The following is a 26,028-nucleotide window of genomic DNA, read 5'->3' on the forward strand; positions in this document are numbered from 1 at the left end:
CGCGCTCGGCGAGGGCGGCGTACGTCAGCGTGCGGTCCTGGCCGCCGCCGTCGACGAGCGCGGTGCGGTCCGGCGAGATCCGGGCCCGCCGCGCGGGCCAGCTGCCCAGGCCGAAATCGGCCGGGCCGGGGGATCGGGTCACGGCTTTCGTCTCCTTGTCACCGGTGACAGGGTTCCTGCTACGGACGGTGGCGAAGTGTGGTGCTCTGCGGAAAGGCCTCGGCGTCGGATATAAGGAAACCTGATATGCATCTAGCATGCGCAGAGCTCGCGCCGGTGTCAAGAGCGGGGTGCCGCGACCAGAGCGTCACCCGGATGGGTGGTTTAACCTGCGGAGATGCCCTTCGCATGCGGGCGTGCCCGGTTCGGCCGTTGGCGGGGTTGCGCCGTTTGGATCAAGGGCTACGCTGCGAAGTGCGGTTCAGCAAGCAGCAGCCGCCCCCCGAGTTGTCAGCGTTCGAGCGGGCCGGTGAGACCCGTTCGTCACGTCATCTTCGAATGAGGCGTGGAAAATGTTAGTCGTCCAGCCCCCCGCGACGGCGATCCCCGTGGTGCCGTCGGCGCGCCAGCCGCGCAGCCCGTTCGACATCCAGGTCGTCCGCCCGTACTTCGGCGCGGTCATGGTGAAGATCCGCGGCGCCCTCGACGAAGACAGCGCCGCTCAGCTCCGGTCGGCGCTGAGCACGTGGGCGCACCGCCGGTTCCCGGTCCTCGTGCTCGACCTGTCCGAGGTCGACCTCCTCGACTCGGCGGGCCTCGCCGCCCTCGGCGGCATCCAGGCCAGAACGGTCCGCGAGAACGCGACCTTGAGGATCGTCACCGGCGACAACCGGATCGTCCGCCGCGCGCTGGCGGGCAGCGGGCTCGACCACGCGTTGAACGTCAGCCGGCTGCCTTCCGGTTGGGAGCGGGCCACGGAGATCCACGGCCAGAGCTGACGCCCGCGGATGCGCCCCAACGTGGCGTGACAATTCGACTTTGCGCGGCGAGCGGGTGACCCGAGACGTAGTGAGTGACCCATTCATGGCGTCCGGCGACATGAATGAGTCATTCACTACGTCCCCGTGGCGCCGGGCAGACCACTCGGCCAGGCACTCTGCCGCCGGTCGCCCGGAGCCGGACGCCGCGCGTGGCGCCCGGCCGCGGCTGGCTACGGGCGCCCCTGGAAATGCCGCTGCCGCAGGAACTCCAGCGGGTTGTCGCCCATGCGGTCCAGGGCGCGGCGCCTGAGCATCGACGCGATCGCGGCCGCCCCGACGCCCCACGCCGCGATCACCAGGACCACCGCCGGCGCCGGGACGAGCCGGTCCAGGAAGGCCAGGCACACCGTGGCCGCCAGTGCCGCGATCCGGGCCAGGCCGTGGTACCAGCGGTGTGAGCCTGCCGCGAAGACCCGGGTGCCGAGCAGGTAGATCGTCAGGCCCGCCGTGGTGAACCAGGCAGCCGCGTGCGGCGGGGACTCGTGCAGCGACAGGTTCACCCCCGCCGCGATGAGGACCAGCGCGAACGCCGGAGGCAGGTGCCCGCCCGCGTACAGCGAATACGCCAATGCCGGGTTGCCGCCGGAGAGGTCGAGCAGCCGCTCGTAGATCCGCGCCGCCGACGTGAAGTACAGCCACCACAGCGCGCCGGCCAGCGCCAGCCCGCCGATCAGGGCCAGCCAGTAGGCGACGTCGTCGGCGGGCCGCTCCAGCGCCGCCGTGCCGACCGTGATCACCAGCTCGCCGAGCAGCAGGATCATGAAGAGCCCGAAGCGTTCGGCGAGGTGGGCCGCGTCGACCGCCAGGCCGGGGTCGTGCGGGCCGGCGATCAGCTCGCGCCACCGGGCCGCGCGCGAAGGACGTTCGCCGCGGCGGCGGGGCCGGTCGCCGAGCAGCAGGAAGCCCGCTTCCTGGAGCAGCGCGAACACCCAGAACGCCCACGTCTGCGGCGCGAACGCCGAGGCCGCGAACAACACCGCCGAAGCCGTGTAGCCCCAGCTGATCCGGCGCTGGTCGAGCCCGTCGCGGGCCGGCCACCGGTGCGCGGCCGCCAGGATCACGCGGACGCCGGCCATGGCCAGCGCGAAGACCGCCGGGTGCCCCTCGAAGACGTGGTGCGCCTGGGTGGCGGCGATCGCGCACGGGATGGTGCCGGCGAGCACGAACAGCCGGTCGGCGGCGCGGCTGTCGTCGCCGCGGCGGTTGTACAGCACCGCGAAGCCGATCCACGTCCACCACAGCGTCGCGAACAGGCCGAGCGCGACGGCGACCCGCGACCAGTGGGGCTCGGCCACGATGCCGTGCGCCACCTGACCCACCGCGAACACGAAGACCAGGTCGAAGTACAGCTCCACCCAGCCGACCCGCTTGCCCTGCCCCGGCGCGTCGCCGGCCTTCACCTCGGTCACGGCGGCGATTCTGCCGGGTCCCGTGCCGGGTGGCCCACCCGGCGTGGGTGAGAATGAATAACAAACCATTCGAACAATGGCCGATTTCGCCACGAACCGCCACGGCGTGGGTAAATCTGCCGACAGCACTTCGCGGTGCTCAGCAACGGCCGGAGCTGCGTGAATGTCGTTTGTACGGTGTACAAGCAGCGACCGGTGAAACACCAAGCGTGAGTCGCGAAAGAATTCGATGTCGACCGCCGCGAAACGCCGTGCGCGGGGTTGACACGGAAGCCGGAAGTGCTGTTCGCTGCGGGTCGGCTCGATCATCGTCGAGGTTCGCCCCGCGGTGTTTCCGGTGGCCCGGGACGTCGGTGACCAGCCCCTGGGGTCTTCTCCTGTCCGAGTTCGACGTCGGCCGCGCGCGGCTGGGAATCGAGCGGTTCCGCCATGCACGAAAGAACGCCCACGCCCCGCCGAATGGCGGATTCCGCGTGGTGGCCGGCGCACTGGAGCGTGCGCACGAAGATCAGCGTCGTGCTGCTGCTGCCCGTTCTGGTCGCGGTGGCGCTGGCGGAGGTCCGGATCCAGGGCGAGCTCGACCGCGCCACCCAGCTGAGCGCGGCCCGCGACCGGCTGCCGGTGCTGCACGACACGATCGGCCTCACGGAGGCGCTGGGGCAGGAGATGGTCGCCGCGGTGGCCGTCCCGGCCGGGGCGCCGAGCGCGGTCACCGCCGCCGTGGACGCGAAGGTGGCCGCGATCCAGCGCGACACCGGCTTCGCGCCGCTGCCCGGCGACAGCGGCCGCGCGCTGAACACCGCGCTCGGCAAGCTCGCCGGCATCCGGGCGGCGGGCGCCGCCAACGGCGACACCCGCACGAAAGCCGCCGGCTACAACGACGTCATCGCCACCCTCGGCGACCTCGTGCCCGAGATCGTCCCGGCCGACGTCGCCGGCACCGCGGAGGTCGTCCGGCTGCTGGCGCACCTGCGCGGCGAGCTGGCGACCGGGGAGACGTACGTGCGCGCGTCGCTGAACAGCCCCGCCGACGCCTCGCTCCGCCCGGCCGCGATCCAGACCGCCGCCGAGCAGGAAGTGCTCGCCGAACAGGCCGAACACCAGCTGACGGGTGCGCTCCTGGCGCGGTTCAAGGCCGCGACCGAGGACGCCGAAGACCGGCTCGACGCGACCGCGGCGTCCCTTCCGTCGATCGCCGCGGAGACGGCGGGCGTGACGGCCGTGCTGAACGACGTCACGGCGAAGCTGGCTTCGGACGTCTCGACGGCCGCCGACGAAGCCCGGTCGGATTCGTTGCGCGACACCGCATTGGTGCTCGGCGCGCTGCTCGGCGCGCTCGCCATCGCGCTGCTGGTGGTGCGCTCGCTGGTCACGCCGGTGCGCCGGCTGCGGGCGGCGGCGCTGCACGCGGCGCAGGAGGCGCTCCCGGAAACCGTCCGGCAGGTCCGGGAAGGCACGGAAGTCGACTGGCGTGCGGTGCCCGCGGTCGGCGTCCGGACGAACGAGGAGATCGGCCAGCTGGCCAGGGCGTTCGACGACATGCACCGCGAGGCGGTGCGGCTGGCGGTGGAGCAGGCCGACCTCCGCAAGCAGGTCAGCGAGATGTTCATGACGCTGTCGCGGCGGAGCCAGTCGCTGGTGGAGCAGCAGCTGACGATCATCGAGGACCTCGAGTCCGGTGAGCAGGACCCGCGCCGGCTGGACGAGCTGTTCCGCATCGACCACATCGCCACCCGGCTGCGCCGCAACGGCGAAAACCTGCACGTCCTGGCCGGCGGCCGCCCGGTCCGCCACGGCCGCGAGCCGGTGCCAACACGCGATTTGCTGCGCGCGGCGACGTCGGAGGTCAAGGACTACCGCCGGGTCGCGCTGGGCAACGCGCCGCGCGGCTCGGTCCAGCCGGAGGCGGCCGCGGACGTGGTCCACATCCTGGCCGAGCTGCTGGAGAACGCGACGCGGTTTTCCCCGCCGGAGCACAAGGTCGCCCTGACCGCGGACCGCGGCGCCGACGGCGGCCTCCTCATCGAGGTGGTCGACCAGGGCCTCGGCATGACCCCGGACGAACTGAAGACGGCCAACGCCCGCCTCGCCGCGGCGGCGACGGTCGGCCCGGAAACCACCCGCCGCATGGGCCTGTTCGTGGTCGGCCGCCTGGCCGCGCTCCACGACGTGACGGTCCGCCTGCGCGCGACGTCCCCGGGAGTCCGCCACGCGGGCGTGACGGCGAGCGTCCACGTACCGGGCGCACTGGTGATCGCGGACCTGGCCCGCCCGATCGGCGCGGGCCGCGCGGCGTCCAGGCACAACGGCCACGCCCGCCCGGTGGCGGTGGTCCCGGCCCAGGCGTCGACGCCGATCTTCGAGCAGGTGGTGACGAGCTGGTTCACCGAGCCGACGGCGAAGCCGTTGACCCGCCGGAGTCCGCGTGCTGAGGAGGCCGGCTGGCCGACGGAGGCGGACGTGGCGGACCGGCCGCCGAACGGTGCGGCGGTGAACGGGAGTGGCGAGTGGCCGGTGGTCCCGGACGGGGAGACGGGTGCGCGGGCCGATCGGTCGGGAACGGGGGAGTGGCCAGTGGTTCCGGCGGCGGACCACGCCGGCTCTGGCAGTGTCGGGCGCACGGATCGCGCCGGTTCGGGTGAGTGGCCTTCGGTTTCGGCGGCAGACCGGTCTGGCTCCGGCGACGCCGGGCGTGCGGATCGCTCCGGCGCGGGCGAGGCGGGCGGCAGGGGTTCGGGCAAGCGGCCTGCCGAGACTGCCGGCCTGGCGGACCGCATCGGTTCGGGCGAGTGGCCCTCGGTTTCGGCGGCTGGCCGGCCTGTTTCGGGTGAGGCGGGCGGCGCCGGTTCGGGCAAGCAGCCCGCTGAGAGCGCAGGCCTGGATCGCGCCGGTTCGGGCGAGTGGCCCTCGGTTTCGGCGGCGGACCGCCATGGTTCGGGTCAGGCGGGTGGCGCCGGTTCTGGCAAGCGGCCCGCCGAGACCGCGGGTCCGACGGACCGCACCGGTTCCGCCGAGCGGCCGGTGGTCCCGGCGGCGGACCACACCGGCTCCCGCGACGCCGGGCGCGCAGATAGCTCCGGCTCGGGTGAGTGGCCGGTGGTCTCCGCCGCGGACAGTCCGGATCGCTCCGATCTCGTGGACCGGCTTGGGGCTGCAGGCCGCGCCGACCGTTCCACCTCCGCCGAGCGCCCCACGTCCGCAGCCGCGAAAGGTGCGGACCGCCCGGCAGCCGAAAGCCGCCCCAACCCCGTAGCCAACCCCACCCACCCCGACCAGCCCGCACCCCCGACCCGAACAACCGCCGACTGGTCGTCCCCCACCGACCAAGCGCGGCAGGCTGCGGAAAGCGCTCTCCGGCCCGCCGCCTTACAAAACCTCAGCGCGGCCGGCCTCCCCACCCGGCGGCCCGGGGCGCAGCTGGCACCCGGGGCCGCCCTGCCTCGGGTGCGGGAACCCGATGGCGCGGCGTTCCGGGATGCCACCGCCGTGCGCAACAGCTTGTCCCGGCACTACCAGGGCATGCGCGCGGCCCGGCGGCAGACCGCCGCCCGTGCGGACGAATCCGGAAAGGACGGAGTGGAACCCCGATGACCGAACTCCCCGACGTGCACCAGCGGCGCGCCGAACCGTCGGCCCGGCCCCTGGGGGCTTTCCCCGCGCCGGCCCCCGAACGGACAGCCGCGCTGAACTGGCTGGTCAACGGGTTCGTCCAGGACGTGTCCGGGGTCGCGCACGCGGTGCTCGTGTCGGCCGACGGGTTGCTCGTCGCGGCCGACGATGCCCTGCCGCGGGAACGCGCCGATCAGCTCGCGGCCATCGCCGCCGGGTTGTCGAGCCTGTCGCTCGGGACCGCGGAGCTGTTCACCGCCGGGCGGGTCGTGCAGTCGGTCATCGAGATGGAGCAGGGGTTCCTGCTGCTGATGAGCGTCGGCGACGGCTCGAACCTCGTGGTCCTCGCGTCGACCGGCTGCGACATCGGGCTCGTCGGCTACGAGATGACGATGCTGGTCGAGCGGGTGGGGCGGCAGGTCGACGTGCCCGCGCGCGAGATGCCGGTGGGCCAGGACCGGCGGTGACCGGGTACGCGGGCGAAGGGGAGCCGCGCCGGAGCCCGGCGCTGGCCCGCCCCTACGCCTGGACCGAGGGCCGGACGGCGCCGTCGGTCACCATCGCGGTCGAAGCGCTCGTCGAGACCACGGCGGCGGGCCGCGCGTCGGCCGGCTACCAGTCGACCAGCGCGCTCGACCAGGTCATCGAGCTGTGCCTGCTGCCGCGGTCGCTGATGGAGGTCGCCGCGCTGCTGCGGCTGCCGCTGGGGGTGGTCCGGGTGCTCGTCTCGGACCTGGTGGAGGACGGCCTGGTGATCGTCCGGGACACGCTCGCCGAACACGCCGGCTGGGACGAGCGCCACGACTTGATGGAACGCGTGCTGCACGGCCTGCGCGACCTGTGAGAGAGGACCGACCATGGAACACTTCGCGCTCGGGCACTGGCTGCTCGTGCTCGCCTACCTGACTTCGGTGGTCGGCTGCGCGCTCGGCCTCGCCTGCGCGGTGCAGGCCCGCCACGCGGCGAACAGCCGGCACCGCATGCGGTGGCTCGTGCTCGCGGCGATTTCGATCGGCGGGGTCGGCATCTGGCTGATGCACTTCGTGGCCATGCTCGGCTTCAGCACGCCGGGGATGCCGGTGCGCTACGACGTCTTCCGCACGGCGCTGTCGGCGCTGCTGTCGGTCGCCGCCGTGTTCGCCGGTCTGCTGGTCGTCGGCGGCCGCGCGAAGTTCGGCTGGTGGCGGCTCGTGCTCGGCGGCGTGATCACCGGCCTCGCGGTCAACGTCATGCACTACACGGGGATGTCGGCCCTGCGCGTGAAGGGCGACTTCGGCTACGACGGCCTGCTCGTCGCGCTGTCGGTGGCGATCGCCGTCGTCGCGGCGACGGCCGCGCTGTGGTTCGCGGTGTTCCTCGACCGGCTGTCCCTGCGCCTGCTCGCCGGGTTCGTGATGGGCGCGGCGGTCACCGGCATGCACTACACCGGCATGGCCGCGGTCCGGATGACCATGGACATGTCCGCCCCGGACCCGGCGGGCGCCGAGGTGTTCTCCTTCCTGTTCCCGGTGTTCGTGCTCGCCGCGATCGCGATGGCGGTCCCGCTCTGCGCGGTCCTGATGGCCCCGGCGGTCGGGCCGGAAGGCCCGCGGGAGACGCCGGAACGCCTCCCGCGGACGGTCACCCTAGAGAACGCACAGCAGTGAACAGGCCTTCGCCGATGACCAGTTCGTGTGCGACGGCGGGGTGCCCGGCGGGACGTTCACCGGCAGGTAGCTCACCTTCGCCTGGTTGGTGATCGGGAACAGGCTCAGCAACGCGTACGTCGAGCAGTACACCTGCTGCGTCTGCCCGGCGCCGAGGGCGAACGGGCCCGTCTGGCACGACGGCTCCACGCTGTCCACCACGTGCGCCGACGTGATCCCGACCGGACCCTCGTTCGTCACCGTGATCCGCCAGTACGCCGTCGCGAACAGCAGGCCCAGCAGTCCGACACCGGTTTGCTTGGCCCACGGCCCGGAACCGCCCGGCCCGCACTTGGCGGCCGTCGACGCCGTGCAGATCTCCTTCTCCACCGTGACCTTCGGCGTGCACGACGCGCCCGGCGCGACCGGCAGCGTCACCGTGTTGGACGTGAACGACCCCGTCGAGTCGGTGCCGGTGGCGGTGTTCGCCACCGCCGTCACCGCGCAGTCCGCCGCGATCGTCGTGCCGAAGCACAGCTGCGGCGCGTCACCCGCGTAGTCGACGACCAGCGAGCCGCTGAAGCCCGCCGCGCTGTGCAGCACCAGCGTCGTGGTCACCGTGATCGACGGGTGGGCCGCCACGGAAACGCCGGTGAGGTCCACCGAACCGTCCGGGGCGAAGCCCGGCGTCGGCACGACGGCGTTGTCCTGGTCGGTCACCGTCACCCGGGATGCCGCGAAGTCGACGTTGGCCGGGTCGACGCCGGTCAGCCGCGCCGCCGTGTAGCCCTGGACGTGACTTCCGCCGTCGCAGTAGAAGTCACCCGGTTTCAGCGTCACCTGCCCGCCGGACCGGACGCACGGCGAGGCGCCGGTGGCCGGGTCCATGGAGAACAGCACGCCCGCGTCGCCGAGCCCGATCAGGCAGCCCGACGGCGGGTCGTAGGCGTAGCCGTAGTCCCGCGTGGCCCCGCCGTTCACGTTCGGGTGCGTGATCGGGCCGGGCAGGCCCGCGCACGCCGACCCCGTCGTCCAGTCGTGGCAGAGGGCCGCGCCCGCGTACCCGCCGCCCCAGACGGGGAGGTAGCTGCGGACGTGGCCGCCGGGATCCGTGACGACCTCCGGCGGGAAGAAGATCGCGCCCGCGGGCAACGCCGTGATCGGCGGCGCCGGCAGTGCCGAGCCGTCGAGCGCGTAGCACGTCGTGACGGTGCTGGCGACGCTCGTCGACGAGCACGCGCCCACCGGCGCGCCGCTCGTGCTGAAGGCCGTGTACGCGTTGTAGGTGTAGTTGCCCGCCGGTCCCGTGGGCCGCGAGGAAGCCCAGCCGGCGCACGCCGTGGCGGTCGCCGGGTCGAAGCAGCCCAGCGACGGCTGCTGCGCGGTGTTCGGGCTCGACGTGGACGCGAACACCTTGTCCGCCACCAGGGTCAGCGCGCCGTAGACGTAGGGCTGGTTCGCGGACGGCACGATCGGCGCATACGGCTGGCCGCCGCAGGCGCTCTGCGTGGCGATGGTCCAGCAGACCACCGCACCGGAGCTGATCAGGCCGTAGACGTTGCCGCCGCTCTCGACGAGCCCGGTGATGCTGCTGACCGGCGGCGACCCGCCGAGGTTCGCCAGCGCGGAGTAGCCGCAGTTGGCGACGGCGGCCAGGTCGAGGCAGCCGACCCCGACCGAGGTCGCCGTGATGGCGGGGTAGTAGACCTTCGCGGGCGCGGCGGGGTCGCGCACGTACTGCTCGACCATCGGGCTGGCGATGTCGCCGGCGCCGAGGGTGCCGAGCGGGCCGGGCGCGGTGTTGAGCACCTTCGGCCACGGGCCGCCCGGGCACCGCTGCCCGGTGGCGAGGTCGGTGCACACGACCTTCGGGGACGTGGCGCCCAGGTGGTGGTAGATGTTCCACGCCTGCAGCACGCCGCCCTGCGTGCGGTAGAGGATCGGGGAGAAGCCGTCGCCGCCGGTCGCGGTGGTGACCGCCTGCACGGGCGGGGTGAGCGCGCCGGACAGCTGGGTCGCGTCCGGTCCGGCGTTCGGGTTGGTGGCGCGGACGGCGGAGACCCCGGAAGCCGGTTCGGTGCCGGTGAACGTGCTGCCGTCGGTGGACCACTGCGGGGTCCAGCCGGGCGGGGCGTGCAGGGAACCGGGCTGGAACGCCTGGCCGGCCCCGACGGCGTCGGTGATGGTCGCGGCGCCGGCCGTCGTGGCCTGGTCGTCGTAGCCGATGACCCAGTTCGCGGTCGCGCCGTGGTCGGCGGGCGAACCGGTGCCCTGCACGGACTTCACCAGCCCGGAAACGGCGGCGGGCGCGGGATCGGCGGCCGCGGGTGGCGGGACGGCGGTCGCCGCCACGAGCACCAGCGGCAGGAACGCTCCCAGCATGCGTCTTCGCATGGACTGTCCTCGATTCTTTCGGTTCCGGGAATCGTTTTCCCGGCCGAAGGAAAAGCCTATGCGGCACCCCGGGTGCGTTGAAGCGCTCTCACCCGGGCGCCGAAAAGGCGATGCCAACAGCGCAGTTCGTGACCCTCCCGCGATCGCGTGTACCCGGTGCGACAACGGGTTTCACGCCGTGCGCTCACCCGGATGTCGGCCCGGCGTCACTCGTTCGGGTAATGAGGGGACGCTAAAAACCCCGGTTTCCGGAGTCCGGTGAAGATTTATTTTCCGGATGCGCGATCAACCGGATTCGGCGTCGAAGCGGAGTTTCGACGTGATGCGGTACCGGTCGCCGCGGTAGACCGAGCGGGTCAGTTCGACCACGCGGCCGGTCGTGTCGCGGGTCAGCCGTTCGATGTGCAGGATCGGCGCGTACACCGCGATTTCCAGCAGCTCAGCCTGGTCCGGGTTGGTCACCGCCGGCTCGATCGTCTGCACCGCGTCCTGCACGGCGATCCCGAAGCGCTCCCGCAGCAGCCGGTAGAAGTTGCCGGTCTCGAGCTCGGCCGGCCGCAGGCCCGGCACCAGCGACGCGGGCAGCGCCAGGCTTTCGATCGCGATCGGCTCGTCGTCGACGTACCGGACCCGGGTGACGCGCAAGACCGGCGTGCCCGGCTCGCACTCCAGCTCGCCGGCCAGCGAGCGGGCCGCCGGTGCCGTGGTGAACGCGACGACCCGGCTGGTCCAGTGCCCTTCCGCGGGCGGGACGGCGAGCCCGGTGGCCAGTTCCTGGGTGACCTTCTGCGGGCTGGTGAACGTGCCGCGGCCGCGCTGGCGCACCAGGAGCCCGGTGCGGGTCAGCTCGTCGATGGCCGCCCGGACGGTCGGGCGCGAGACGCCCAGTTCCGCGGCCAGGTCCCGTTCGGAGGCCAGGCCGGTGCCGGGGCCGGCGTTCTCGATCACCTTCAGCAGGTGCCGCCGGACGCGGTCGCGCTTCACAGTGGGCGGCGGGCGGTCCGCCTGCTCGTCGGCAGCGGTCAAGGCAGCGTCTTTTCGGGTACGGGGATCGCGCCGGCGAACCGGACGCGCTCCTTCGGCAGGGCACCCAGCGCGCGCAGCCGGGTGAGGTGCCCGGCCAGCCGCTGGTGGAAGTCAGCATAACCGCGGCCCGGTGGCGACCACGCGCGTTCGGCCAGCGCGCACAGCCGGGGGAACGCCAGGTGTCGCACGTGGTCGGGGGTCGGCGCGTGCTCGGTCCACAGCTGGGCCTGGGTGCCGAGCACACCCGGCCGGGTGCCGTCGCTGACCGGGAGTCCGCCGGCCAGCGGGTCGAAGCGGTAGACGTCCTCGAGCGTCGTCACCGGCTCGCGGGGTGGTTCGCCCGGCTCTTCGGTCTGCCGGTAGTCGAAGTACGTCGAGGTGTGCGGCGCCATCACGACCTGGTGGCCGCGCGCCACGGCGAGCGCGCCGTGCGCGGCGTCGCGCCACGCGGTGACGACGAGGTCGGCGGGCAGCCCACCCACGGCGTGCCCGGTCTCGTCCCAGCACACCGCCTGCCTGCCGAGCCCGGCGACGACGGCGTGCAACTCGCCGAGGAACCACGGGTGGAGTTCGGCGGTCGTGCGCAGCCCGAGCGCGGCGGCCTTCGCGCGGGCGACCGGGCTGGTTTCCCAGTGCGTCGTCGGGCATTCGTCGCCACCGATGTGCAGGTACGGCGCCGGGAAGACGTCCGCGACCTGGGTGAGCACGTCCCGGCAGAAGGCGAACGCGCCGTCGTGGACGCCGAGGATGTCCGGGCTGATGCCCCACTCCGTCCACACGGGAAGCCGCACGTCCGGCCGGTTGCCCAGCTCGGGGTAAGCGGCCAGGGCCGCGCGGACGTGCCCGGGCAGGTCGATCTCCGGCACGATCCGCACCCCGCGCGCGGCGGCGAAGGCGACCAGCTCCCGCAGCTCCCGCTGGGTGTAGAAACCGCCGTGGGGGAGGCCGTCGAAGACGCCGCTGCCCGCGGCCCCGACCATCGACTCGGCGCGCCACGCCCCGATCTCGGTCAGCCGCGGCCAGCCGTCGATCTCGATCCGCCAGCCCTGGTCGTCGGTGAGGTGCAGGTGCAGCACGTTGTACTTGTGCAGCGCCAGGAGGTCGACGAACTCGCGCAGGAAGTCGAGCGGGAGGAAGTGCCGGGCGACGTCGAGCAGAACGCCGCGCCAGGGCAGCCGTGGCGCGTCGCGGATGGCCAGGCACTCGAGCCGAGGCAGCAGCTGGCGGACGGTCTGTACCCCGGCGAGCAGGCCCGCTTCCGTGGACGCGGTAAGCACGGCGTCCTCCGGCGTGACGTCGAGGGTGTACTCCTCGTCCGCGAAGCCCGGTTCGAGCGTGAGCCGGACCGCAGCTCCATTGTGGACAAGCGGGAGGTTCGCGTACGCGGCGAGCAGCCGGGCGGGTCCGTCGGTACCGGGTCCAGAGTGGACGCCCGCGGGCGTGAAGGAACCGGCGCGGCGGGTCAACCGCGCGGGGTGGGGGATGACCATCAGCCCTTCACCGCGCCCGCGGTCATGCCCTCGACCAGGTGGCGCTGCACCAGCGCGAAGAAAACGACGACGGGCAGCGCGAACAGCGTCGACGCCGCGATGAGGCCGCCGTAGTCGGTGCCCGTGCTGGTGCTGAACGAGACCAGCCAGACGGGCAGCGTGTAGCCCGCGCTGTCCTTCATGATCACGTAGGCGAACAGGAAGTCGTTCCAGGCGGTGATGAAGGCGAACACGCTGGTCGCGATGAGGCCGGGCAGCACGAGCGGCAGCAGGACCGAGCGCATCACGCGCCCGCGCGTCGCGCCGTCGACCATCGCCGCTTCCTCCAGCTCGACGGGGATGCCGTGCAGGAACCCGCGCAGCGTCCAGATCGTGAACGGCAGCACGAGCGCCACGTAGGTGAGCACCAGGCCGAAGAGCGTGTCGAGCAGGTGCGCGCTCTTGAGGCTCAGGAACAACGGGATGACCAGCGCGGGCACCGGGACCATCTGCAGCACCAGCACCCCGATCAGGAAGCTGCGGCGCCCGAAGAAGCGGAACCGCGTCAACGCCGTCGCGGCGAGAAAGGCGACCACTATGGACAGTGCCACCACCGCGACGACGACCACGACGCTGTTCAGGAGGTCCTGGAGGAAGCCCGGTTTTGCGAGGGCGCCGGCGAAGTTGTCGAAGGTGACGTCCAAGGGCAGGAACTCCGGTGTGGGGCTGAGGATCTTGCCCGCCGGCTTGAACGCCGTGAGCACCATCCAGTACACCGGGAAGATCCACACGAGACAGAACAGCGTCGCGGCCGCGTTCCGGCCCACCCGGCGGATCACAGGTCTTCCCCGGAGCGGACGAGCTTGCGCACGTACACCGCGGTCAGCGCGACGAGCAGCGCGACCGAGACCACGGCGATCGCCGCGCCCTGGCCGAAGTCATTGCGGCTGAAGGCGCGGGTGAACGTCCAGATGCCGAGCGTCGTGGTGCCGCCGTCCGGGCCACCCTGAGTGAGGATCCAGATCTGGTTGAACACGGTGAAGTCCCAGATGATCGACAGGATCGTGACCAGGCCGAAGATCGGCTGCAGGAACGGGAAGGTGATGGTGCGGTGCGCCCGCCACGGCCCGGCACCGTCGAGCGCGGCCGCTTCGTAGTAGGACCGCGGGATCTGCGAAAGACCGGCGTAGAGCGTGAGCGCGACGAACGGCACCGACTGCCAGACGACCAGCAGCCACACCAGGGTGAACGCCGACGCCGGCGACGTCGTCCAGTCGCGCTGGGTGAGGTCCCCGAAACCGGCCTGGGTCAGCAGCCAGTTCACGACGCCGTACCCGGGCTGGAAGAGCCACTGCCAGACCAAAGTGGACGCCACGTTCGGCAGCGCCCAGGCGGCGATCAGGCACAGCGTCACCGCCGTGCGCATCCCGCGGCCCAGCCGCCGCAGCATGAGCGCGACCGCGAAACCGATGACGAGCGTGCCGACGACCAGCGCGGCGCAGAACCCGACGCTGCGGGCGAGCATCGGGAGCAATTGGTCGTCCCCGAGCACTTCGGCGTAGTTGTCCCAGCCCGCGAAGCCCGTCGTGCCGGTGAACAGCGACCGGAGGCCGTACTCCTGCAGCGAGATGACGACCAGCCGCAGCAGCGGGTAGCCGAGCACCAGCCCGAGCAGCGCGGCCGCGGGCAGGAGCAGGCCGTACGGGAGCAGTGACCGGCGCCGCCGGGGCGCCGCCGGTCTTTCCGGCGCGTGCGGCCGCGCTTTCACGAGCAACACGAGGACTCCTTGTCGGAAGCGGGAAAGGGGCGGGGCGGCCCGGCGGGGACGGCGGTCGGCCGGGCCACCCCGCCGGTCAGCGGGCGTTGAGCGCTTCGGTGAGGTGGGCGTCGAAGTCCTTGGCCGCCTCGGCGATCGGCTTACGCCCGGTCGCGATGTCGGCGAAGAACGTGTTGATCGACTTGTCGCTCTCGATGGTCGCCCAGCCCGGTGCGGCCGGCGTCGCGACGCTGGTCTTGGCCGCGGTGGCGAACGCGGCGTTGAGCGGCGGCAGCGTCGGCGCGATCCGGTCGATCAGCTCGGTCGAGATCGGGGTCCAGCCGTCGATGCCGACGATGGCGTCGCGCTGCACCGCCGGGTCGGTCGCCGCCTTGACGTAGGCGAGCGCGAGGTCCTGGTTGCGGCTCTTGGCCGCGATCGCCAGGTCGGACCCGCCGAGGAAGACCGGCTGCGTCTTGCCGGGCGTGGCGCTGGGGAAGGGGAACGTGCCCAGCCGGTCCTTGAGCTCCGGCTTGTTCTTCACGACGGTGTTGACGCTCGTGTCGAGGATGGCCGCCGCGCCGCCGGCGGAGAAGATCGCGGCCTGGTCGGGTGCCTTCGTGTCGACGTTGCGGGACGCGGGGGAGGAGTAGGCGTTCTGGAAGTCCTTCCAGGCCTGCAACCCCTTCTGCGCCTCGGGGCTTTCGAGGGCGCCGGTCCACTTTCCGTTCTGTTGCACGGCGATCTGGCCACCGGCGTCCCAGACGAACTGCAGCGCGCCGAACCAGTAGCGGCCCGGGAAGTGGAAGACGGAGTAGTCCGGCGCGGGGTGCTTGGCCTTGATCTTGTCGAGTGCGGCGGTGAGCTCGGCGTAGGTCGTGGGCGGAGCGGTGACGCCGGCGTCGGCCCAGACCTGCTTGTCGTAGATCACCGACCGGTTGCCCGCGAACAGCGGCGCCGCGTAGACGTGGTCGTCCACAGTGGCCGGTCCGATGAGACCGGGCAGCCAGGTCTGGCCCGCGGCGAGCTCGGCGCGGTGCGGGGTGAGGTCGGCCAGCGCGCCGTTGGCGGCGAACAGCGGGACGTTCGTGTTGCCGATCTCGATGACGTCCGGCGTGGTGTCCTGGGCCAGCGCGGTGCTGATCTTGGTGTTGATGTTGTCCCATTCCTGGATCTGGACGGTGACCTTCGCGCCGGTGGCCTTCTCGAACGCGGCGGTGATCGCCGCGGTGGCCTTGTCGCTCAGGTCGCCGTTCATCAGCCAGACGGTCAGGGTGGTCCCGCCGACGGCGGGAGCGGGGGTGTCGGTGCCGCAGGCACTGGCGGTCAGGGCGGTGACGGCCAGTGCGGCGGCGAGGATGCGTCTGCGCATGGGGATTCCCGGAGGCGTGAGTGGGATGCGGGGATCAGCAGTGGCCGAGGTCGGCCCACTGGGCGGTGAGGCCCGGTTCGGAGCCCTGGGTCCACCAGTTCGCCTGCCAGAGGTGGGCGTTGTGCTTCACGCGCTGGCCGCCGAGGTACACCGTGCCCCAGTCCCACTCCGGCGCGCTCGAGCAGTCGGCGGGCTGGGACGGCGTGGTCGGGGTGGTGGGCGTCGTCGGGGTGGTCGGCTGGGTGGTCGTGGTCGGCGGCGGGCTGGTCGGCGTGGTGCACCCGGTCACGGTGTCCACATGGGACGTTCCGGCGGTGCGGTACTGCCCGGCCTTCGCGACGGCGTCGGTGGGGGAGACGACCTGGTTGCCCGCGTAGTAGGTCCAGTCCACCTGCTCGGTGTAGACGCTGTTCCCGCTCGTGTGGCCCGCGGTGTCGATGAACCACATGTTGTAGTTGATCGACATCGGTGTGCGCGGGTAGACCGGGTTGCCCTGCGCGTCGGTGGTGTGGTCGGCGGTCAGCACGCCGTCGATGTAGTACTTGACGTGCCCGCCGGAAACCTGCGTGACGATGTCGTGCCAGCCGGCCAGGCTGCGGTTCTGCGCGGTGGACGTGCGCAGGCCGTCCCACGTCGGGCTGTTCCAGTAGGTGTACCAGCTGGTCTGGTAGTTGGCCTGCGAGCCGCCCCAGCCGCCGTTGGGCAGGTACTCGGAGAAGTCCAGCTCGCTGTAGAGCGGGTCGCGGTCGTACCGCAGCGGCGAGATCGTGAAGTAGGTTTCGTTGACGTGGTCGCCGTCGGTCCCGCTGTCCGGCGCGTCGGTGAAGCGGACCCGGCTGGCGTACGTGCCTTCGAAGAACCGCAGCTGGTTCTGGTATAGCTCGGCGTGCGTGGTCCCGTTGGCGGAGCCGTCGGTGCTCGCGGCCAGCTGTGCGACGCGCTCGCCGTCGACGGTCGGGAAGGTGACGTTGCTGGTCAGCCAGCGCGCGCCGGGCACACCGGGGCTGCCGACGTCGTTGCGGGTGGTCCAGCCGGCCCCGCTGAAGGCGGAGTCGGTGGGCGAGGCGTAGTGGAAGTCGTCGAAGAGCACCCCGCAGTCGGCGGCGGCGGCGGCCGGGCTGGCGTCGGCCCCGCCGGAGAGGATCAGGGCGGTGGCGGCGACGGTGGCGAGGCTGGTGAGGGCAGCGGTGGTGGTCCGGGTGGTACGGGACATGGGTCTCCTCCTGGGATGCCGTCCGCGGGGAGGCCGATTGGTCTAGACGAATCGGGTGGCCAGTACCCTCCTCCTGACCATTGGTAATGTCAAGAAGGCAGCAGAACTTACCTTTGGTAATTTCCACCCGAGCGCGCCCAAGCGCCCCAATGTGGCCTTCGGTGCGTCAGACGCACCGAAGGCCGCCTTGGGTGCGTCAGACGCAACCAAGGCCACCTTGGGGCGCTTGGGTCCGGGAGCGAACGGGGCTAGCGGGCGGCGGCCTCGAACAGCTCGACCAGGTTCCCGGCGGGATCGGCGAGCAGGATCTGCCGCCCACCCGGCCCGGCGACGACGTCGCCGAGGAACTCCACCCCGGCGTCCGTCAGCCGCCGGATCTCCGCGTCGAGGTCCGGGACCACCAGGTGGATGCGGTTCCGGCCCGCCGCCGACGACTCCGCGGGCGTGGCCCGCGCGCCCGAGCTGGCGGGCCCCGAAAGCAGCAGCCGCAGCGGGCCGCGGACGACGTCGGCGAACGCCGGTGCCGCGCTCATGCGCACCGTGAAGCCGAGGTGCGTGGTGTAGAAGGCGATGGCTGCCGGGACGTCGTCGACGACGTACCGGACGCTGGCGAGCTGATCGGTCATGACTGGACCTCCTTGTCTTGTGCCGCACCGAGTTCCGGCAGCAGGTGCCGGACGCGTGTGTCGAGTTCGGCCGCGGTGCGCCGGAACGCGCCGGGGTCGGGTGCCGCGGCCGGGTCCGGGATGCTCCAGTGGCGGCGGTGCGGGAACGCGGGGCAAACCTCGCGGACCTTGTCGCACACCGTGATCACGTGGTCGAACCGCTGCCCGGCGACCGTGTCCAGGTGCCGAGGCCGCTGCCCGGCGACGTCGATGCCGAACTCGTCGGCCAGCACCCGGACCGCTTCCGGGTGGAGCGTGGCCTTGGGGTGGCTGCCCGCGCTCGTCGCGGCCACCCGACCGCCGGTCCGCTGCCGCAGCAGGGCCGCGGCGATGGGGGAGCGTGAGCTGTTGCCGGTGCAGACGAACAGCACGGTGATCCCCGGCCGGGCCGGCGCGGGCTCGCGGAGCAGCCCCGGGTGCAGGGCCGCGCCGGTCGCCGTCAGCGCGGCGGAACACCGGTCGAGGTCCAGGTGGTAGTAGCTGTCGCGGCCGTCGTAACTGCTTCGCGTGACCACGACGAGCCCGCCGTCGCGTAGCAGCCGCAGGTGGTAGGAGACCAGGTTCTGCGGCTGGCCGACGCGCTCGACGAGTTCCCGGACCCGCAGGTCGCCGCCGGCGAGCGCGGTCAGGAGCGACCAGCGCAACGGGTGCGCGGCGAGGCGGACGAACGCGGGTGGCTCCGGTGCCATGCCCGGAGAATACATCAAACGAGATTGATGGAACAGTGCGTCATGATGGGACGACCAGAGCGAGAGGACCGGTGATGGACGGGCTGACCGAGGAGGAGGCCGCGATCGTCGCGGTCGTGCGCGACTTCGTGGACCGCGACGTCCGGCCGTCGGCGCGGGAGCTGGACCACACCGACACCTACCCCGAAGCGCTCATCGAGCAGATGAAGCGGCTCGGCGTCTTCGGCCTCGCCGTGCCCGAGCCGTGGGGCGAGGCGCGGGTGTCCGCGCAGTGCTACGCCGTGATCACCGAGGAGCTGGCGCGCGGCTGGATGAGCCTGGCCGGCGCGATGGGCGGGCACACCGTGGTCGCGAAGCTCATCGCCGAGCACGGCACGCGCGCGCAGCAGGACCACTACCTGCCGCGGCTGGCCACCGGCGAGGTCCGCGCGACGATGGCGCTGACCGAGCCCGGCGGCGGCTCCGACCTGCAGGCGCTGCGCACCACCGCCCGCCGCGACGGGGACACCTACGTCGTCGACGGCGCCAAGACGTGGATCACCAACGCGCGCCGCTCGCAGCTGGTCGCGCTGCTGTGCAAGACCGATCCGCGCGCCGAACCCGCGCACGCGGGCATCAGCATCCTGCTCGTCGAGCACGGGCTGGGGTTCGAGGTCTCCCGTGACCTGCCGAAGCTGGGCTACAAGGGCGTCGAGAGCTGCGAGCTGTCCTTTGTGGACTTCCGGACGCCGGTGACGTCCTTGCTGGGCGGGGTCGAGGGCAAGGGGTTCGCGCAGATGATGCGCGGCCTGGAGATCGGCCGGATCCAGGTCGCCTCCCGCGCGCTCGGCGTCGGGCGCGCCGCGTTGGAGGATTCCCTGCGCTACGCCCAGGAACGCGAGGCGTTCGGGAAGCCGATCTGGCAGCACCAGTCGGTCGGCAACCACCTGGCCGACATGGCCACCAAGCTGGAAGCGGCACGCCAGCTCGTCCACCACGCCGCCCGCCGTTACGACTCCGGCGAGCGCGCCGACCTCGAAGCCGGCATGGCGAAGCTGTTCGCGTCGGAGACCGCGATGGAGATCGCGCTGGCCGCGGTGCGCATCCACGGCGGCTACGGCTACTCCACGGAGTTCGACGTCGAACGCTACTTCCGGGACGCGCCGCTGATGATCGTCGGCGAGGGCACCAACGAAATCCAGCGCACGGTCATCGCCCGGCAGCTGGTCAAGCGCCACCCGATCGGGGGCGACCGCGCGTGATCACCGAACCGATCCTCCCCGGACCGGCGGAGGCGCTCGCCGCGCTGCTCGGCGTCCCGCTGCCCGAAGACGGTGTCCTGCCGCTGCTGTGGCACTGGGTGTACCTGCTCGACCGGCCCGCGCAGGCCGACCTCGGCCCGGACGGGCACCCGGTCCGCGAAGGGACGCCGCCCGGACGCCGGATGTGGGCCGGCGGCCGGGTGCGGACGTCCGGGGAACTCCGCTGGGGCGAGGAGGCGACCCGTCACTCGGAAGTCCTGGCCACGCGCGAGAAGCAGGGCCGGTCCGGGCCGCTCACCTTCGTGACGGTGGCGCACCGGATCCACCAGGCGGGCCGGCTCGTCGTCGACGAAGAGCAGGACCTCGTCTACCGCGCGAGCAGTGGTGAGACGTATCCGGCCGGCGGTCCGGAGGTGCCGCCGGAGCCGGGGGAGCAGGCCCTCGACGTCACGCCCACGCTGCTGTTCCGCTTCTCGGCGCTGACCTACAACGCCCATCGCATCCACTACGACCGCGACTACTGCCGCGACGTGGAGGGCTATCCCGGGCTGCTCACCCACGGGCCGCTGCAGGCGGTCGCGATGGCCGAAGCCGCGCGGGCGCGCGGGGCGGCCGGGCCGCTGACGTTCGAGTACCGGCTCGTGGCGCCGCTGTTCGACTTCCAGGGGCTGATCGCCTCGGCTCACCCGGGCGCGGATGCGACGTCGACCGCAGTCCGGGACCGGTCCGGGCGGCAGACGGCCACCGGGAACCTGCGACCCGGGTAAGCCGTCACGGGCGGTTCGGGGTGCTCAGCATACGGTCACGACCTCGTCGCAGATATTGTAAACAATTTCATCGACGATTAGGGTGCGACCATCAAGCATGCGAAGCGACGAGGACTGACCTTGATCATCGACTGCCACGGCCACTACACCACCGCACCACCCGCGCTCGCCGCGTGGCGCGACCAGCAGATCGCCGCACTGGACGGCTCCGCCGCCGCGCCCGCGCGGGCCGACCTGCGGATCAGCGACGACGAACTGCGCGAGACGATCGAGCCGAACCAGCTGAAGCTGATGGACGAACGCGGGATCGACCTGACGATCTTCTCGCCGCGCGCGTCCTTCATGGCCCACCACGTGGGCGGCTTCGAGACGTCGTCGGAGTGGGCTGCGATCTGCAACGAGCTCTGCCACCGCGTCAGCACGCTCTACCCGGACCGGTTCGCCCCCGCGGCGATGCTCCCGCAGTCCCCGGGCGTCGACCCGGCCACCTGCCTGCCGGAGCTGACCCGCTGCGTCGAGGAGTACGGCGCCGTCGCGCTGAACCTCAACCCCGACCCCAGCGGCGGGCACTGGACGGCCCCGCCGCTGACCGACCGGTCGTGGTACCCGGTTTACGAAAAGATGGTGGAGTACGACATCCCGGCGATGGTGCACGTCTCCACCAGCGTCAACCCGGCCTTCCACACGACCGGCGCGCACTACCTCAACGCCGACACGACCGCGTTCATGCAGCTCGTGCAGGGCGACCTGTTCACGGACTTCCCGACGCTGCGGCTGATCATCCCGCACGGCGGTGGCGCGGTGCCCTACCACTGGGGCCGGTTCCGCGGGCTCGCGATGGCGCTGGGCAAGCCGGAACTCGAGGAGCACTTGCTGCGCAACGTCTTCTTCGACACCTGCGTCTACCACCAGCCGGGCTCGGACCTGCTCTTCGACGTCATCCCGGCACGCAACATCCTGTTCGCGTCCGAGATGATCGGCGCGGTCCGCAGCGTCGACCCGCGCACCGGCCACCACTTCGACGACACCCGCCGGTACGCCGAGGCCGCGAAACTGTCCGAAGCGGACTGGGCGGCGATCCGGGAGCACAACGCCCGCGCCGTCTACCCGCGCTTGGACGCCCTGCTGAAGGGGCAAGGCCGGTGACCGCACCCAAGACGCCGGGCTGGCTGGACTGGTGCGCCGATCCGTCCACACCGGACTTCACGCTGCCGCCCGGCGCGGTCGACGCCCACTGCCACGTCTTCGGCCCGCAGGCGGAGTTCCCGTTCGCGCCCGAGCGCAAGTACACCCCGTGCGATGCGAGCAAGGACCAGCTCTTCGCGCTGCGCGACCACCTCGGGGTCTCCCGGAACGTCGTCGTGCAGGCCACCTGCCACGGCGCCGACAACTCCGCGATGCTCGACGCGGTCCGGGCGGCCGGCGGGCGGGCGCGCGGCGTCGCGACCGTGCGGCCGGACATCGGGGACGCGGAACTGCGCGAGCTCGACGCGGCCGGCGTCCGGGGCGTGCGGTTCAACTTCGTCAAGCGGCTGGTGGACGCCGCGCCCACCGAAGACCTCGCCGCGATCGCGAAGAAGATCGCCCCGCTCGGCTGGCACGTCGTGCTCTACTTCGAAGCCGCCGACCTGCCCGAGCTGGAAGGCTTCTTCCGCACGCTGCCCGTGCCGCTGGTGATCGACCATATGGGACGGCCGGACGTCACGAAACCGGTGTCGGGGCCCGAATTCGGCCGGTTCCTGGACTTCGCCGGCCGCGACGACGTCTGGGTGAAGGTGAGCTGCCCCGAGCGGCTCACGGTGACCGGGCCGCCGGCGCTCGACGGCGAACGGCACGCCTACACCGACGTCGTGCCGTTCGCCCGTCGCGTCGTCGCGGAGTTCCCCGACCGCGTGCTGTGGGGGACCGACTGGCCGCACCCGAACCTCAAGAGCCACATGCCCGACGACGGGCTCCTCGTCGACCACGTGCCGCTGATCGCGGAAACCGCGCAGGCACAGCGGAAGCTGCTGGTCGACAACCCGATGCGCCTCTACTGGCCCGGCGAAACCGCCTGAAACCCCTGAAGGGCATGCAATGCAGCACGCCAACGCGCTCAACCGGCTGAACCGCCTGCCGATCTCGCGCTTCCACAAGCTGACCATCCTCGCCGTGTCGTTCGCCTACTTCTTCGAGTTCGCGGACATCAACAGCTTCGCCACCACCGCGCCCAAGCTGATCAAGCTGTGGGGCGTGACGGTCGACCAGGTCGCGTACGTGACCTCGCTGTCGTTCGTCGGGATGTTCTTCGGCTCCATCGTCGCGAGCACGATCGCCGACCGCTTCGGCCGCAAGAACGCTCTCATGTGGACGACCGTGTGGTTCGGCGTCTTCTCGTTCGCGGCGGTGTTCTCCTGGGACATCGTTTCGCTGGGCGTGTTCCGCGTCCTGACTTCGGCCGGCCTCTCGGCGATGACGGTCGTCGCGGTCATCTACGTCAACGAGCTCTACCCGGCGGCCAACCGCGGCAAGTACCAGGCGTACGCGATCGTGATCGGCATCTGCGGCACGCCGGTGACCAACCTGATCGCGAGCCTCGTCGTCCCGCTCGGCACCTGGCAGTGGCGGCTGGTGTACCTGTGGGGCGCGCTCGGCGTCCTGCTGGTGCTGTTCACCCGGCAGCTGAAGGAATCGCCGCGCTGGTACGAAAGCCGGGGCGAGCACGCGAAGGCCGACGCGGTGCTGCGGGAGATCGAAGCGCAGGTCGCGGCCGAGAAGGGCCTGCTGCCCGAGCCGGCGCCGCCGATCGACGAGGCCCCGGTGGCCAAGGCGCCGCTGCGGCTGCTGCTGCGCAAGAAGTACCTGCTGCCCACGCTGCTGCTCACGGTCCTGTGGGTGACGCAGACGATCGGGTTCTTCGGGTATTCGAGCTGGGCGCCGACGTTGCTGGCCAAGGAAGGTTTCAGCGTCGAGAAGTCGGTGTTCTACGTGGCGCTGACCACGGTCGGCGCGCCGCTGGGGTCGTACCTGGCTGCGCTGGTCACCGACCGCTTCGAGCGCAAGTGGTGCCTGGTCGCGTTCGGCACGGTCATCGCGTTGTGCGGCCTGTTCTACGGGCTGACGTTCAACCCGGTCCTGATCGTGGTCTTCGGCTTCCTGGTCAACATGTTCGAGCGGGGCTACACGGCCCTCGGGTACGCGTACTCGCCCGAGCTGTTCGACACCCGCGGCCGCTCACTGGGCACCGGCGTGTCGTACGGCCTCGGCCGCCTGTCGAACGCGGCCGGCCCGCTGATCGTGGCCTCGCTGTACAACGGCAGCGGGTACCAGAGCGTGTTCTTCTTCATCGCGGGGACGTGGCTTGTCGGCGCGGTGGTGCTGGCGCTGTTCGGACCGAGGACCCGCCGGGCCCGGCTCGAGCGGGCGGCCGCCGAGCCCGCCGGGGTCTGAGGTTCACCGGACCGCCGCGGAAACCGCGCAGAGCGAGGCCCAGGCCAGGGCGAACGCGGCGACCTTCGGCCGCGCGGTCCGGTCCGGCAGGGTGGTGCCGAAGACGAGCGCGTCGGCGGCATCGGAAGCAACGCGGGCGGCGAGGGCGACCCGCAGGGGCCGCCCCGCCGGCGCGAACACCATCGCGAGACCGATCGCCGCGTCGCGGGCGCCGATGCCGGCGATCAGGGTGCGCACGTCGGAGCGGACACCACCGGTCGGCGTCGTCAGGCCGCACGGCTTGGCGAGCACTCGGGGCGCGGCGATGACGGTCGCGCCGTAGGCGGCCGTCAACGCGCCCAGGACGCGGGTCATGGCGGGCATCGGGGTTTCCTTTCGCCGGGTCGGTTCGGGCTACCCCGCCGGGGGCCCGGCAAACCGGCGCGTGCTCCTCCTGCGGGGCCCTCAAACGGGCTGGGCGACCAGCGTCGGCCGCCGGACCAGGGAAACCATGGCCGCGCCGAGCAAACCCGCGATCGCGAAGACCAGGAAGCCCAAAGTGGACAGTCCACTCGCGACCAGCACGCCGCCGAGCCAGGGGCCGAACACCGCGCCGAGGCGGCCGACGCCGGAGACCCAGCCGAGGGCGGTCGCGCGGCTGTCGGCGGGGTAGTGGGCGCCGACCGCCGCGTAGATCAGCGTCTGCGCGCTGAACAGCCACGCGCCGGTCAGGAACACGACGGCGTAGGTGAGCGCGAGCGGCAGGTGCACCGCGAGCAGGCCGACGCCGCCCGCGGTGAGGGCGAACCAGGTGATCGCGACGGGCCGGGCCCCGAAGCGGTCGGCGAGCCGGCCGGCGACGAGCATGCCCGCGATGCCGCCCAGGTTGATCACCAGCAGGAAGCTGATCGCGGAGCCGAGGTTGTAGCCGCTGCCGCGCATCATGGTCGGCAGCCAGGTGTTGACGCCGTACACCAGCAGCAGTCCGGCGAAGGAGGCGATCCAGAACAGGACCGTCGTCAGCCGGACCGCCGGGGTGAACAGGCCCCGCAGCCCGCCGCGCCGGTCCTCGGCCGGTTCGGGGGCGAACGCTTCCAGCGCGACCCCGTGCCGGTCGGCGATCGCCCGCGCCCGGTCGGTCTTTCCCTTGGCCAGCAGGAAGGTCAGCGATTCGGGCAGCAGGAAGACGATCGCCGGCAGGACCGGGACGAGCAGCAGCGCGCCCAGCCAGTACACCGAACGCCAGCCCAGCGATCCGACGAGCGTCATCCCGAGCGCCCCGGCCAGCGCGCCGCCCGCCTGGTGCGCCGTCATCACCGTGGTGACGGCGAGGTTCTTCCGCCACGCCGGCGCGTACTCCATGACCATCGCGATCGCCGACGGCAGCAGCCCGCCGAGCCCCACGCCGGCGACGAACCGCGCCGCCCCGAACCAGGACGGCGTCGGGGCGGCGGCGCAGGCGGCCGCGGCCAGCGAGAAGACGACGACGCCGGTGATGATGATCTTCCGCCGCCCGATCCGGTCGGTGAGGATGCCTGCCGACAGCGCGCCGAGCATCATCCCGAACGTCGTCAGGCTGCCGATCGTCCCGCCGGTGACGGCGGTCAGGCCGAAGCCCTTGTCCGCCAGCACGCCCGGCAGGGTCGCGCCGTATACGAAGAGGTCCAGCCCGTCGAGCAGGACCAGGAGCCAGCACAGCGCGGTCACCCGGAGCGAGAGCCGGACCGTGGCGGCGGCCGGGCCGCCGGTTTCTCGTACGGACATCCTCGTCCCTTTCGTCCAGGGGCTGCGAAGGCGTCCGAAGCTACATCGTGTGAGATATTGAACACAAGACTCAATTCAAGATTGTTAACAATCCTGTGAATCAGCTATGAACCGCAGCTGGTCCCGGGCGGCCGCGGCGACGTCGGCCCGGACGGCCAGTTCCCCGAGCATCTCGGCGGCGGCCGCCATTTCGGCGGTGCGGCGGACGGCGTGCCGGTAGGAGCCGCTGACCAGCCGGTCCACAGTGGACGCTCCGGCGGCGGTCAGCTCGCCGACGATGACCTCGCGCAGCCAGTCTTCGCAGCCGGCGGCGCGGGCGGCCCGGAGGGCTTCGACCACCGCGGCGGACATGCCCTTGAAGAACACGCTCCGGAGCAGCTTGCGCTCGGCGGCGAGCCCGGCGTCCCCGGGCATGACCTCGACGGCGGCGCCGAAGCCGTTCAGGGTGGTTGCCACGGCTTCGGCGGCCTTTCCACTGGTCAGCATGGGGACGCGCAGGCCGCGTCCGGGGACCGGCGCCATGATCGCGACGTCGGCGAACGGCACGTCGTGCTCGGCGGCGAGTGTGGCCAGCCGGCGCTTGGCGCCCGGGGCGGCGGTGTTCAGGTCGGCCCAGGCCGCGCCCGGGCGCAGGCCGGGGA

The 26,028-nt window shown here is 72.0% G+C and carries 23 protein-coding genes; 10 read left to right on the forward strand and 13 right to left on the reverse strand.

Annotated features, from left to right (window positions below):
• Positions 1-512 precede the first annotated feature (512 nt).
• A complete protein-coding gene (locus tag G3I65_RS42770) occupies positions 513-938 on the forward strand; it encodes an STAS domain-containing protein (RefSeq protein WP_160701148.1) in 426 nt (141 codons plus the stop codon).
• 212 nt (positions 939-1,150) lie between these two features.
• On the opposite strand, the gene G3I65_RS42775 is transcribed toward G3I65_RS42770, so the two are convergent.
• Positions 1,151-2,389 (reverse strand): low temperature requirement protein A, encoded by a 1,239-nt coding sequence (locus G3I65_RS42775; protein WP_309235985.1) that lies wholly within the window; start codon positions 2,387-2,389, stop codon positions 1,151-1,153.
• 459 nt (positions 2,390-2,848) lie between these two features.
• Here G3I65_RS42775 and G3I65_RS57865 point away from each other — a divergent pair, with 459 nt between their 5' ends.
• Genes G3I65_RS57865 through G3I65_RS42800 form a run of 4 tightly spaced genes read left to right on the forward strand, consistent with a single transcriptional unit; the run spans position 2,849 to position 7,644 of the window.
• Positions 2,849-5,980 carry an ATP-binding protein gene (locus G3I65_RS57865; protein WP_239071787.1) on the forward strand — a complete coding sequence of 1,044 codons (3,132 nt, stop codon included), beginning with the start codon at positions 2,849-2,851 and terminating at the stop codon, positions 5,978-5,980.
• Complete coding sequence (locus tag G3I65_RS42790) at positions 5,977-6,465, forward strand: roadblock/LC7 domain-containing protein (RefSeq protein WP_160701150.1); 489 nt, start codon at positions 5,977-5,979, stop codon at positions 6,463-6,465. Before G3I65_RS57865 ends, G3I65_RS42790 begins: the two co-directional genes overlap by 4 nt.
• On the forward strand, positions 6,462-6,842 hold the full coding sequence (locus tag G3I65_RS42795) for a DUF742 domain-containing protein (RefSeq protein WP_160701151.1): 381 nt from the start codon (positions 6,462-6,464) through the stop codon (positions 6,840-6,842). The genes G3I65_RS42790 and G3I65_RS42795 overlap by 4 nt, the downstream gene beginning before the upstream one ends.
• Positions 6,843-6,855: 13 nt before the next feature.
• A complete protein-coding gene (locus tag G3I65_RS42800) occupies positions 6,856-7,644 on the forward strand; it encodes an MHYT domain-containing protein (protein ID WP_239071788.1) in 789 nt (262 codons plus the stop codon).
• Here the strand turns inward: G3I65_RS42800 and G3I65_RS42805 are convergent.
• From G3I65_RS42805 to G3I65_RS42845, 9 genes are all read right to left on the reverse strand, one after another.
• Complete coding sequence (locus G3I65_RS42805) at positions 7,624-10,017, reverse strand: hypothetical protein (protein ID WP_160701152.1); 2,394 nt, start codon at positions 10,015-10,017, stop codon at positions 7,624-7,626. The genes G3I65_RS42800 and G3I65_RS42805 overlap by 21 nt on opposite strands.
• A 285-nt stretch (positions 10,018-10,302) precedes the next feature.
• Positions 10,303-11,043, reverse strand: a complete 741-nt coding sequence (locus G3I65_RS42810; RefSeq protein ID WP_166641284.1) for a GntR family transcriptional regulator — start codon at positions 11,041-11,043, stop codon at positions 10,303-10,305.
• Complete coding sequence (locus G3I65_RS42815) at positions 11,040-12,533, reverse strand: beta-N-acetylhexosaminidase (RefSeq protein WP_160701153.1); 1,494 nt, start codon at positions 12,531-12,533, stop codon at positions 11,040-11,042. The genes G3I65_RS42810 and G3I65_RS42815 overlap by 4 nt, the downstream gene beginning before the upstream one ends.
• A complete protein-coding gene (locus G3I65_RS42820; RefSeq protein WP_160701154.1) occupies positions 12,533-13,351 on the reverse strand; it encodes a carbohydrate ABC transporter permease in 819 nt (272 codons plus the stop codon). The genes G3I65_RS42815 and G3I65_RS42820 overlap by 1 nt, the downstream gene beginning before the upstream one ends.
• Positions 13,348-14,289: a sugar ABC transporter permease gene (locus tag G3I65_RS42825; protein WP_309235986.1), complete on the reverse strand. Its 942-nt coding sequence runs from the start codon at positions 14,287-14,289 to the stop codon at positions 13,348-13,350. Before G3I65_RS42825 ends, G3I65_RS42820 begins: the two co-directional genes overlap by 4 nt.
• 76 nt (positions 14,290-14,365) lie before the next feature.
• Positions 14,366-15,640 carry an extracellular solute-binding protein gene (locus G3I65_RS42830; RefSeq protein ID WP_160701155.1) on the reverse strand — a complete coding sequence of 425 codons (1,275 nt, stop codon included), beginning with the start codon at positions 15,638-15,640 and terminating at the stop codon, positions 14,366-14,368.
• Between the two features lie 34 nt (positions 15,641-15,674).
• Complete coding sequence (locus tag G3I65_RS42835) at positions 15,675-16,853, reverse strand: carbohydrate-binding protein (RefSeq protein ID WP_160701156.1); 1,179 nt, start codon at positions 16,851-16,853, stop codon at positions 15,675-15,677.
• Positions 16,854-17,101: 248 nt separating this feature from the next.
• Positions 17,102-17,479 (reverse strand): VOC family protein, encoded by a 378-nt coding sequence (locus G3I65_RS42840; RefSeq protein ID WP_160701157.1) that lies wholly within the window; start codon positions 17,477-17,479, stop codon positions 17,102-17,104.
• Complete coding sequence (locus tag G3I65_RS42845; RefSeq protein WP_160701158.1) at positions 17,476-18,207, reverse strand: ArsR family transcriptional regulator; 732 nt, start codon at positions 18,205-18,207, stop codon at positions 17,476-17,478. Before G3I65_RS42845 ends, G3I65_RS42840 begins: the two co-directional genes overlap by 4 nt.
• Before the next feature lie 74 nt (positions 18,208-18,281).
• Here G3I65_RS42845 and G3I65_RS42850 point away from each other — a divergent pair, with 74 nt between their 5' ends.
• The 5 genes from G3I65_RS42850 to G3I65_RS42870 all read left to right on the forward strand — a co-directional run bounded on the left by G3I65_RS42850 (position 18,282) and on the right by G3I65_RS42870 (position 23,644).
• Positions 18,282-19,448, forward strand: a complete 1,167-nt coding sequence (locus tag G3I65_RS42850; RefSeq protein ID WP_160701159.1) for an acyl-CoA dehydrogenase family protein — start codon at positions 18,282-18,284, stop codon at positions 19,446-19,448.
• The gene (locus tag G3I65_RS42855) at positions 19,445-20,215 is read left to right on the forward strand and encodes a MaoC family dehydratase N-terminal domain-containing protein (protein ID WP_309235987.1); all 771 of its coding nucleotides are present in this window, start codon (positions 19,445-19,447) and stop codon (positions 20,213-20,215) included. The genes G3I65_RS42850 and G3I65_RS42855 overlap by 4 nt, the downstream gene beginning before the upstream one ends.
• Before the next feature lie 120 nt (positions 20,216-20,335).
• Complete coding sequence (locus G3I65_RS42860) at positions 20,336-21,361, forward strand: amidohydrolase family protein (protein ID WP_160701160.1); 1,026 nt, start codon at positions 20,336-20,338, stop codon at positions 21,359-21,361.
• Entirely contained in the window at positions 21,358-22,272 is a 915-nt protein-coding gene (locus tag G3I65_RS42865; protein ID WP_160701161.1) for an amidohydrolase family protein, read from the forward strand. The genes G3I65_RS42860 and G3I65_RS42865 overlap by 4 nt, the downstream gene beginning before the upstream one ends.
• A gap of 19 nt (positions 22,273-22,291) precedes the next feature.
• Positions 22,292-23,644, forward strand: a complete 1,353-nt coding sequence (locus G3I65_RS42870; protein ID WP_160701162.1) for an MFS transporter — start codon at positions 22,292-22,294, stop codon at positions 23,642-23,644.
• Positions 23,645-23,647: 3 nt separating this feature from the next.
• On the opposite strand, the gene G3I65_RS42875 is transcribed toward G3I65_RS42870, so the two are convergent.
• From G3I65_RS42875 to G3I65_RS42885, 3 genes are all read right to left on the reverse strand, one after another.
• Positions 23,648-24,007, reverse strand: coding sequence for a hypothetical protein (locus G3I65_RS42875; RefSeq protein ID WP_160701163.1), 360 nt, complete (start codon positions 24,005-24,007; stop codon positions 23,648-23,650).
• Positions 24,008-24,088: 81 nt separating this feature from the next.
• Positions 24,089-25,387: an MFS transporter gene (locus tag G3I65_RS42880; protein WP_160701164.1), complete on the reverse strand. Its 1,299-nt coding sequence runs from the start codon at positions 25,385-25,387 to the stop codon at positions 24,089-24,091.
• A gap of 84 nt (positions 25,388-25,471) precedes the next feature.
• Positions 25,472-26,028 (reverse strand): DUF1932 domain-containing protein (locus G3I65_RS42885; RefSeq protein WP_160701165.1); only part of this gene is annotated, 557 nt, incomplete at its 5' end.

Origin of the sequence: Amycolatopsis sp. SID8362 (assembly GCF_010550475.1) — a bacterium.
Lineage (GTDB): Bacteria > Actinomycetota > Actinomycetes > Mycobacteriales > Pseudonocardiaceae > Amycolatopsis > Amycolatopsis eburnea.